8 protein-coding genes and 1 pseudogene are annotated in these 9,782 nt (G+C 61.1%); 1 reads left to right on the top strand and 8 read right to left on the bottom strand.

Annotated elements, in window-relative coordinates; genetic code table 11:
• From G3O00_RS35735 to G3O00_RS35715, 6 genes and pseudogenes are all read right to left on the bottom strand, one after another.
• On the bottom strand, positions 1 to 193 hold a 193-nt coding region (locus G3O00_RS35735), incomplete at its 3' end, for a hypothetical protein (RefSeq protein WP_206145808.1).
• 433 nt (positions 194 to 626) lie between these two features.
• Entirely contained in the window at positions 627 to 1,562 is a 936-nt protein-coding gene (locus G3O00_RS35730; protein WP_206145807.1) for a universal stress protein, read from the bottom strand.
• A 217-nt stretch (positions 1,563 to 1,779) separates the two neighbouring features.
• The gene (locus G3O00_RS35725; RefSeq protein ID WP_206145806.1) at positions 1,780 to 3,162 is read right to left on the bottom strand and encodes an amino acid permease; all 1,383 of its coding nucleotides are present in this window, start codon (positions 3,160 to 3,162) and stop codon (positions 1,780 to 1,782) included.
• Between the two features lie 440 nt (positions 3,163 to 3,602).
• Positions 3,603 to 3,759, bottom strand: a pseudogene (locus tag G3O00_RS43635) (cytochrome P460); the annotation flags it as partial.
• A gap of 789 nt (positions 3,760 to 4,548) precedes the next feature.
• A complete protein-coding gene (locus tag G3O00_RS35720; RefSeq protein ID WP_206145805.1) occupies positions 4,549 to 5,709 on the bottom strand; it encodes a hypothetical protein in 1,161 nt (386 codons plus the stop codon).
• A 127-nt stretch (positions 5,710 to 5,836) separates the two neighbouring features.
• A complete protein-coding gene (locus G3O00_RS35715; protein WP_206145804.1) occupies positions 5,837 to 6,388 on the bottom strand; it encodes a hypothetical protein in 552 nt (183 codons plus the stop codon).
• 388 nt (positions 6,389 to 6,776) lie between these two features.
• Between G3O00_RS35715 and G3O00_RS35710 the strand changes: the two genes are divergently transcribed.
• A complete protein-coding gene (locus G3O00_RS35710) occupies positions 6,777 to 7,208 on the top strand; it encodes a hypothetical protein (RefSeq protein ID WP_206145803.1) in 432 nt (143 codons plus the stop codon).
• 412 nt (positions 7,209 to 7,620) lie between these two features.
• Here the strand turns inward: G3O00_RS35710 and G3O00_RS35705 are convergent, their stop codons facing one another.
• Both G3O00_RS35705 and G3O00_RS35700 read right to left on the bottom strand, forming a co-directional pair.
• Positions 7,621 to 8,646 carry a DedA family protein/thiosulfate sulfurtransferase GlpE gene (locus G3O00_RS35705; protein ID WP_041493311.1) on the bottom strand — a complete coding sequence of 342 codons (1,026 nt, stop codon included), beginning with the start codon at positions 8,644 to 8,646 and terminating at the stop codon, positions 7,621 to 7,623.
• 185 nt (positions 8,647 to 8,831) lie between these two features.
• A complete protein-coding gene (locus G3O00_RS35700; protein ID WP_011355252.1) occupies positions 8,832 to 9,338 on the bottom strand; it encodes a cupin domain-containing protein in 507 nt (168 codons plus the stop codon).
• Positions 9,339 to 9,782 lie beyond the last annotated feature (444 nt).

Genomic DNA, 9,782 nt, shown 5'->3' with positions numbered 1-9,782 from the left:
GCGCCCGCGGGTGCGCCGTGGCGCAGGCCGGCGGCACGACCTGCGCGCGATGCTTCGCACCCCCTGAGCGTGCAAGCAGCCGTTGCACGGCTCGGGGGCCGTGCAACAGCCGTGTACCACGCAACGCCGGCAGCGCCGGTAGCGCCTGCCGCACGCCGTGCCGGTACGGCAGCAGCGCGCATGCCGCGACCATCACCGATCCGCATCGGCGCCACCGTGCGCCATCACGCATCATGACGCGCCGTTCGACACGGCCGCAATGACAACGATTCCTGCGGGGAAAGCAATCCAGACGGGGCCAACGACAACACGAACGCGGAAAGCGGACGGGGTGCTTTGCACCCCGCCCGTCCTCCAAGGCAACCGGAGCTGCCTACCCTCGTGCCAGAGAGTTCTTGGTCGGATGACGCACCGTGCATCGCACGTTGCGGCTCCGGAAATTGATATGACGGCCGTGAATGCACCGTCGATCGCAGCCTTTTGCACGCGTGTGGCTGCGTGGCTGCGCGGACCCTGTACGACAGACCGGCTGCGTTGCCGGATGTTCCGTCAATGTCTCACGCGCGAGGCGCGCCGTTTCTGATACAGGTCAACCCAAGCGCGCTTCGATCGCGACGCCGCGCGATTTATTCGGCACCGCGCACGAGCAGCACGGGCACCTGCGCGAGATGCGCAACGCGACGCGCGACGCTGCCGATCAGCCAGGCAGCGATGCCGCGCCGGCCATGCGTGCCGACCACCAGCAGTTCGGCACGCCAGTGCACGGCGTCGCGCATCAATGCATGGGCCACGTCGTCGCTGGTCGGGCGGGTTTCGACGACACTGCGCTTGGTCGGGTTCCCGGTCGCATGGAACAGCGGGCCGATCTTCGCGAGCGCGTCCTCGCCCTCCGCGCGATACGCATCCTCGAGTGCGCGCACCGGCACGATATCCGTCAGACGAACCGCGCGATCGATCACGTAGGCCGCGTACAGCAGCGCCGTCGGCGCCGCGAAGCCGAGCCCGACGCGCACCGCGTGCAGCGACGGCTCGCTGCCGTCGACCGCGAACATCAAGCGCTGAAGGCCGCCGTCGGATGGCCGTGCATAGGCGGCCGGCACGATCAGCAGCGCGCAGCGCGCGCGTGTCGTCAGCGTGTCCGACATCGCGCCTTCGACGAGCCGCAGCAGCCCGCGATGCGGATTCGCGCCGACCATCAGCACGTCCGCGTTCCATGCCGACGTATCGCTCACCAATGCATCGGCTACGGAGCCGCCCGTCACCGACGTATCGACGATGGCCTGCTCGACCTCGATGCCGCTGTCGGCGAACAACGTCGCGATCCGTTCGTTGATGGCTTGCGCCTCGCGCATCAGGTCCTCGCGCGCGGACGTCAGCAGTGCGTCGATGCGCGGGATGTCGGGCAAGACGAGGCGCGGGTTGTCGATGGCGCAGACGATCCGCAATCGCATGCCGGGACGCAGCAGCGTGCGCGCATAGCGTGCGGCGGACAGCGATTCGGGCGTCGGATCGACGGCCAGCGCGATCCGCGCAAGTGTCGGGATGGGCTGGGCAGGCTGCATGGCGAAGGCCTCCGTGCGTGCGCGTCGTCGCGGAACGACGACGGGAGCTTCGCGCGGAAGCGGCGCACGGCGGCCGGACAGCCGCCGCGGTCGCGGTGGTCACTGAAATCGACGGGTTGCCACGCGAAGCGCGGACAATCGATTCGTTCAGCATAGGTCGTCCGGCCCGCGCGTGCATGATCGCGATCAAGCGTCGCGCGGGCCCTGCCCTTGGCGCTTACGATTTCGTCGGCATCGATGCCGCCGGACGGTTCGCGTAGAACAGCGCATACGTGATGCCGAGCAGCACGATCCATACCGGCCCGATCACGAGCGCGACGCGCGTGTCGGGCGTGAACGCCATCAGCACGACGACCAGCACGAGAAAACCGAGCGCGACGAACGAGCCGAGCGGATAGAACGGCACGCGGATCGGCAGGCGCGCAATCTTGTCGGCCGACAGCGTGCGGCGAAAGCGCATCTGCGCGATCAGGATCACGCACCACGTCCAGATCGCACCGAACGTCGACACCGACGTGAGCCACGTGAACACGTGCTGCGGCGCGAGATAGTTGAGCAGCACGCCGATCAGCAGCAGCGCGACCGACACGATCACGCCGTACACCGGCACACCGTTGCGATTGACCTTGCCGAGCTTGCTCGGTGCCTGGCCCTGCTGCGCGAGGTTGTAGAGCATCCGCGCGGTGCTGAACAGGCCGCTGTTGCACGACGACAGCGCCGCGGTCAGCACGACGAAGTTGATGATGCCGGCGGCGGCCGGGATGCCGAGCCGCGAGAACGTCATCACGAACGGGCTGCCCTGCGTGCCGATCTGGTCCCACGGATACAGCGACATGATCACGAACAGCGCGCCGATGTAGAAAATCAGCACGCGCCAGAACACCGAGTTCACGGCCTTCGTCAGCGACTTCTCCGGGTTGCGCGCTTCGCCCGCGGTGAGGCCGAGCATCTCGACGCCGAGATACGCGAACATCACGATCGGCAACGCGGCGATCACGCCGTTGATGCCGTTCGGCATGAAGCCGCCGTGCGCCCACAGGTTCGACAGGCCGATCGCGACACCGCCATTGCCGATGCCGAACGCGATCATCAACCCGCCGCCGATGATCATCAGCACGATCGTGACGATCTTGATCAGCGCGAACCAGAACTCGAATTCACCGTACAGCTTGACCGCGATAAAGTTCACCGAGCCCATCGCCAGGAGTGCCGCGAGCGCCCAGATCCAGTTCGGCACGCCGGGGAACCACATGTGCATGTACACGCCGACCGCCGTGATTTCCGCCATGCAGGTGACGATCCACACGAACCAGTAGGTCCAGCCCGTCAGGTAGCCGGCGAGTGGCCCGAGGTAGTCGCGTGCGTAGCGGCTGAACGCGCCGGCGACCGGATTGGCGATCGCCATCTCGCCGAGGGCGCGCATGATCAGGAAAATCGCGATGCCGCCCAGCAGGTAGGTCAGCAGGATGGCCGGGCCGGCGACGCGAATCGCGGTGGCCGAGCCGAGGAACAGGCCGACGCCGATCGTCGCGCCGAGCGCCATCAGGTTGATGTGCCGCTCTTCCAGCCCGCGGTGCAACTGGTCTTCTGGTTGATTCAAGTCCGTCTCCTGGCAGCCGCGAAGGGGCCGCCGTCATTGTCGATATCAATGCGCGACCGTTCATGCCGACTCCGGCATGCCGAAAACGAAATAATCTCCGCCGTCATTTTCTAAATAAGAAATGACACGGATACTGCGTCAATTCGATAGGAATCGCCGCGGATTATCCGCATTTTCCGGAACAATCCGGAAAACGGATCGGGCCTTTCACGGAATACGCCCGCGCGGCCCGTGTGACGCGGCTGTGCGCGTGACGGACGGCGACGGGATCAATCGCTTTCGGCGCGAACGAACACGCGTCGAATGTGCGCGATCAGGCGCACGCAATATGCAGGCGGGATTATAGGGAGGATCAGCGGCTGCACGCCAGTCGATTTTCGTAAAAATCGCTATGGGTGAATCCGGCGGTGGAATTCGAATGCGCGCGATGCTGCTCGCATTTACTTGGACAGCGTCGCACGCACCGTATATTCGCCTTTCGCCGCACCACGCTCGCGCCGCACGCAATACTGCGACGCATCCACATCCGCCGGCATCGGCTCGACTGGGTAGCCATGCTTTTCCCAGGCATCGAGCGCGCCTTTAAGACTCTCGCAGAGGCAAAGGGATGGGGAGCAGTTACAGAACCGCGATGACTCGTGGCGAGGCGTCCCGCGATCGAACGGCACGCGTAATGATGCGTCGGCGAAGCACTTGAAAGACATCAGAAAGAAATCACACCCCACCTCCGGTGACAAACGGTCGGAATCGTGTCGCGTGAAGTCGCCAATGGCAGAACATTTCGCAAAATTTCTTCAGTTCCCATCCCGGCGGCGTACCCGTGTCGGCCATTCCTGCTGAACGACCGCCCCCATTATCCGGTCGTCCGAATTCGCGCGACCGCCTCTGTCGGTTATCGTGACGCATCCAAGCCTGGACTCCGGCCAAGAAAATAGCAGTCGATATAGCGGATCTTTTCCTGAAAGACATGCGCACTATCGTGCTGAAAGTCGATAGCGCGGTCATGCTGACGGAGGGTAGGAAACCAACGACGGAACGCTTGACGAAGATGGCAAGCCTGATGCCGACTTCATATGCGCATCGACGGTCGCGCCTATCAGTCCGTGATGCTCGGCAATGCCGAGGCCGTATTGTTATACACGTTACGGTGCGTGCCGCCGAGAAAGAACTGAAGGAAGGCAGCGCGCCGACTCGTTCGCGCTTGTCAAACTCCCGTGAACGATCGACGTTGCGAGATTTGACTGACCCGCTTCGGCTATTCCGGTGGCGGGCGACGCCCGCCACCTCACGACCGCTGCTCCCGAACCAACCAAACAGGCTACGCCGTGTTGTCATCGGTTCGCTCCGCTCGGCCACCCTGCTTTCACTGCGTACAGCACTTTGGCGTTACTTGCCTAACGTAGGCAGAAAGTTGATGAACCAAAGGTTATTGTATCCGTCCGTCTGAAACAACCCGACCTTAAAATCATTAACAACGGCCGAAATTGCCCCCGTAAACGACTGACCGCTACCCCCAACCGGCTCGTCGCCCCCGCCCCAGTAATCTGTCTTGCCGGAATCACGCGACAGCATATGGACTTGCAAACCAGCATCCATCCAGACGAGACGTGTAATACCATCCCCCGTGGCGGCCAGTACAATGGAGTCCCCTGCCGCCGGGTAATCGTTCGTGAGACTGAGCGAATTCCAGCCCTTACCAACATCCGTGGTCAACGGGTTAGCTGTCCCCACGCCAATCGAGTTATAAATTGCGTAGATAGCATTATTCGCTACCGCCCCCCAAACAGCAGCGGGACTACCCGAAAAATTCAAACTCGAACTGTCGTCGACCGCCGAAAAGGCGTTATATATCCCGGGACTCCCTGAGACTTGGGTTGCCTGATAAACACTTGGATTACTTTCAGCCCCAAACGCGACAACTTGGAAAGGCCCTACCCCTTGCCCTCCATTTAACGGAATCACCTTGAATTCGCTTACGCCGACATTGAAGCCAGAGCCGATAGTTTTCCACGGCCCCCATTCCCCGGGAATCTTGGAATTGTTGGTTTCGACTGTGTGCCACATATTGCCGCCATTGTCGAGCGCAAACACCTCGAGCGACCCATTGGCATTTCTTATAAGTTTTACCTGGTGACTAAAATATATTTTGCTCGTCAGGTTGTCGGTAAGGGACTTTTTATGATTAGAAAACTCATTGCTCGGATCAACATAGTTAATCTCAATCGACGTAGCACCCGTTTTGCAAAGCACGCCGAGCACACCTGAATCCCTCGCCACAGCTGCAGCCGGGCTTGCTTGAACATTCGAGTCGATGCCCTTCCATTTTCCACCCTTCCCATCAGAATTAATCGTACATACCTTCAATCTATTATTCGCATCCCACGCAAAAGCGTAGATATTCCCGCCACTATAGATTGGCGCCGTTAGCGTCAATTGCTGGTTGTTAACTCCCCCTCCAAGATTCACCCAATCTTTAGTCGGACTGATTCTTTCACCAGGGGATCGGTCATTCTCTTGCGAATATTCTGTAGACATGATGTTTTCCATTAAGATATTCCAACCGATTTTTCACTCACGCACCCTTGCGGTACGAAGGAAGCAAATCCCATTCGCTGATGGTGCGTTTAACGTGCGCCCAGGAGTTCTTGATATTATGGAGCGCAGAAATCAAAGCTCAGCCACGTGATACCAGCCACGCACCGGTGCCGCTACCTTCCCGATCAAAGAGAAGCGAAGCCGAAACGGCGTACAGAAAGCCAGATCCACCACCTTGACCACGGGTATCCAGAAAACCCATACCATTATTGAAAGAATTCAACAAATAGATTTGATCCTCGACAACAAGGTTCGGATCATTGTTTGGATTTGATCGAATCAAGAGGTGCCAGGCAGCGGCCCGCTCACTCCCCAGCTCACTTGTTGCTACGTCATAATTTTGATTTTGCTGAGGATTATTGTTGAATAATTTCAAAAAACCACCATCTGCGATATTTTGAAGAACAATCTTGTCGCAGCCAACAATATTCTGCCCCAACGGCTTTTGATTCAGGAACGATAGAATTCTCCACTGGGTGGAAGGCTGGCTATTGGACTGAAACGTTCCAACAGAGTCGAGGGCGCCCGAAATATTCGATCTTCCCCCTGTACCGAGAAAGCCACCGCCCCACTTGCCGCCATATCCATTGGCGAAACTAATGATGTCGCCATACTTTAGATAATTTGCCATTTTCACTCTCCGGAGCACAATATGATGATCGGCACGGCTGGGCCTTCACATAACCCAAGCCTTTCAAGCCTTTGGCGTGACACACAAAATCTCACGCACAATCAACATACATCTCCGCAGACCACCGATCCATTACATCGAATTACACGAGAGCAGCGCAATTCGGATCGATAAAATAGGGATAAATCAAGTCAAGCAACGAAATAACTCACCATTCAACAATCACGAACACCCGACACGACATGCATCACACACGATCGGGAATCGTGTTGTCGCACGTATCACAGTGGCGCCGTTTCTTCAGTGGCGGATCACGATCAGCACGTCTTGTCGATGGATCTCGCTACGACCGCCTTGAGGCCGCGGGAATTTTCCAATTCAGGCTGGAATGGGGCAATTCCTCTCGGTGAACGGCATCATTTCCGCGGTGTGCATCGGTGCATCGAATGATGGCTTTATCTTTGCTGCATACAAGCAAAATCGAGCGTTCTGGCGCACTGCTGAACTGGCACGGCACAATGTATCTCGTGCGGGCAGGCAGTCTCCGGATATCGCTATAGAAATCGACAACACCATCAGACATCGACCGACATCACCTGCTGCGATGCATGAGCTTGGGCGACGTCGGACAATTTCAAATGCAGAGATTGTCATTCAGTGTTGCACGCCGACCGTCTGGCCCCGTCATCGGAAGTCGCGCATCGGCGCGATCGGAAATACCGCAGCCGCGCAAAGGCTTTCCGTCGAACGCAATCGGTCGACCGAGGGCCCGTCGATGTCGAATTTCGACGCCCCCCCCGTTACCTGCTGCCGTGATTGATTGCCCCGAATAACGTTTCACATTGGTCGTTATGCTTCGTTACGCTGTCGGGGTGCGCGGTCCGCATCCGTCGCCTTGGGCGGCACAACGTCATCGACGGCCACGGGGGCCGACGTTGTCGGCACGCGATGTTCGATTCACGCCCCAATGAGGCGTCGCGGGCGCGCCAAGAGCCTTGATCGATGGCCGCCGGCGGAAGCGATACCGGATCCTTGCGCAGACAAGCTTCACTTCTGCTCGGAGTAGACAACTAAGAGAACGCCTGATTAGCGATTCGATTTCGCTTTGCGTTTGGTTACGTCTGCCGCGCAAAGGCACAGACGTCTGAGGCCAATAGCCATTTTGTGGTCTGTCACGTATCCCAATTCGGTCCAATTTTTGGACACTTTTCGTCAGGAACAGCCTCCCGGCATCACTTCGACAGCGTCGCACGCACCGTATATTCGCCTTCGATCGCACCGTGATCCGGACGCACGAAATAACGCGACGCATCGAGATCGGCCGGCATCGGCTCGACCGGATAACCGTGCTTCTCCCACGCATCGAGGCCGCCCTTCAGCGCCCGGATATTGTGGATCATCTTCTTGCGCTGCATTTTCGCGATCAGGCGCTTCGCGGTCGCTTCATTCGGGCACACGCAATAGACGACGATCGGCCGCTTCAGCATCTCCGGATCGAGCAGGTCCGGCGAATCGAGATCGACCGGCACCGCGCCGGCGATCCGGTACGGTTCGCGCTCGCGAATCGCTTTCGGCCGCGCGTCGAAGATCAGCGGCGGCTCGTCCGACGTCATCATCTCGACGAGTTGCGGCGGCGAGATGCGCACCTGCGCAAGATAGCGGCGGAACTGCACGCGACGCACCCAGCGGTACAGCAGGAACGTGATGAAAATCGCGAGGAACGCGTCGAGGATCGTGCCGCCGCTCGCGCGCACCCACAGCACGAACTGGACGATCTGGTCGTGAATGGCCGCGCCGCCGACCAGCCAGAACGCAGCCCACAGCGACGCGCCGGCCAGGTCCCAGAACAGGAACACGCCGACGCCGATCGCGGTCGTGCCGAGCAGCGGCGCCGACACGAGGCCGAGGCCCGGCAGGAATTTGGACAGCACGAGCAGCGGCGCACCGTATCTTTCGAATACGTTACGTGCGAAACGCAGCGTGGTGTCGAGCGACAGCGAGAAGCGCACGAGGCCGTTCAGCAGGCGCCGGCCGCGCGTGCGGCCCATGAAGAACCACAGCGAATCGGCCAGCATCGTCGCGCCGATCGCCGCCGCGAACATGCTGACCCAGGACGCCTGCCCCATTGCCGCCATCGTGCCGCCGAGAATCAGCATCGGCACGGCCGGCACCGGCACGCCGAGCTGCGTGATCAACACGCTCGCGAACACGGCCCATGGGCCGAGCGACGATGGAATAGCGATGGGAAAGTGCCACACGGCGGCGCTCCTGGAAGGCATGCAGCCGCACGACGGGGGCCGTCGGTACGGCTGGGCAACGGCCACCGCGGCACGCCCGCAGCCGACCTGATGCATCACGGCATTCTAAACGGGTTTGGCCGCGGCCGCGCGGAACACGCACCATCGGCACGGGCTTCGCGCCGTTGGTTGCACCGCCGTGACAGTCACATGTCGGTACGCTGGGCAAGCTGCACGACGTGTTCCGCGTAGTCGGGAAACGCAGCAGCCAGCGCGGCTGCGTCGGCCAGTTCGAATTCCGCGAACTCGAAGCCCGGCGCCACCGTGCAGCCGACCAGCGCGACATGCTCCGGCAACGCGCAGCGCGCGCCGAACCAGCTCCCAGCCCGCACGACTGCCTGGAACACGGTGCCCGGATGCGTGAGCGGGTTGCCGAGCCGGTGGATCGTCAGCCCGTCGCGCTCGTCGAGGACCCACACTTCGATCGGGTCGCCCGCGTAGAAATGCCAGACTTCGTCGGAACGGATCCGGTGCCACGACGAATACGCGCCGTCGCACAACAGGTAGTAGATCGCGGTCGACGCGGCGCGTGGCGCGCCGTCGGCCGGACGCACGACGGAATCGGTCGCACGGTAGGTTTCGCGGAAATAGCCGCCTTCGGGATGCGGCTGCAGGTCGAACTGGCGAATCAGGTCGGTAGCGGAAATCGGCATGGCGGATGACGTCGGTAAGGTCAGGAACCGGGCACCCGGCGCACGGCCTCGCTTCGCTCATCGCGAATCGCGAACACGACCGCGTGCCGCCGGATGTTGCTGCGTCGATCGCTGCGGCCATGCGCACGGCGAACAGGCGCACACCGGTCGATGCTGCCAGAACTGCGTGTCGGGATGCAACCGCGGGCACGCGATTGCGCCCATCGGATGCATCGGGCGTGCCGCCCTCGCCCCGCCGATGTGACAGAAAGGACAGCCGCGCTCACACGCGGTGCGCCGTGCGTTTCCGTTTCATCCCGCCGCCTTCCGGCGAATGCGCGAGACCGTCGCTGCCCGCGACCGCCCGTGCGCCAGCGTCAGCGCCTTGCCGCGTGCGTCACGCAGCCGCCGACGTGCCGGGCTCGCTGTGCCGCACCAGCAGCACGGGCCGGTCGGCCGCGCGCA

Source organism: Burkholderia sp. Ac-20384, from assembly GCF_017104605.1.
GTDB classification, from domain to species: domain Bacteria; phylum Pseudomonadota; class Gammaproteobacteria; order Burkholderiales; family Burkholderiaceae; genus Burkholderia; species Burkholderia lata.
Note: the sequence above shows the minus strand (reverse complement) of the source record. Positions and strands in the feature narration are given on the sequence as shown.

Excerpts from the sequence above, each read along its gene's own strand:
- G3O00_RS35710 (WP_206145803.1), top strand. The coding sequence starts at position 6,777 with ATGGGGCAATTCCTCTCGGTGAACGGCATCATTTCCGCGGTGTGCATC.
- G3O00_RS35715 (WP_206145804.1), bottom strand. The coding sequence starts at position 6,388 with ATGGCAAATTATCTAAAGTATGGCGACATCATTAGTTTCGCCAATGGA.
- G3O00_RS35730 (WP_206145807.1), bottom strand. The coding sequence starts at position 1,562 with ATGCAGCCTGCCCAGCCCATCCCGACACTTGCGCGGATCGCGCTGGCC.
- G3O00_RS35700 (WP_011355252.1), bottom strand. The coding sequence starts at position 9,338 with ATGCCGATTTCCGCTACCGACCTGATTCGCCAGTTCGACCTGCAGCCG.
- G3O00_RS35720 (WP_206145805.1), bottom strand. The coding sequence starts at position 5,709 with ATGGAAAACATCATGTCTACAGAATATTCGCAAGAGAATGACCGATCC.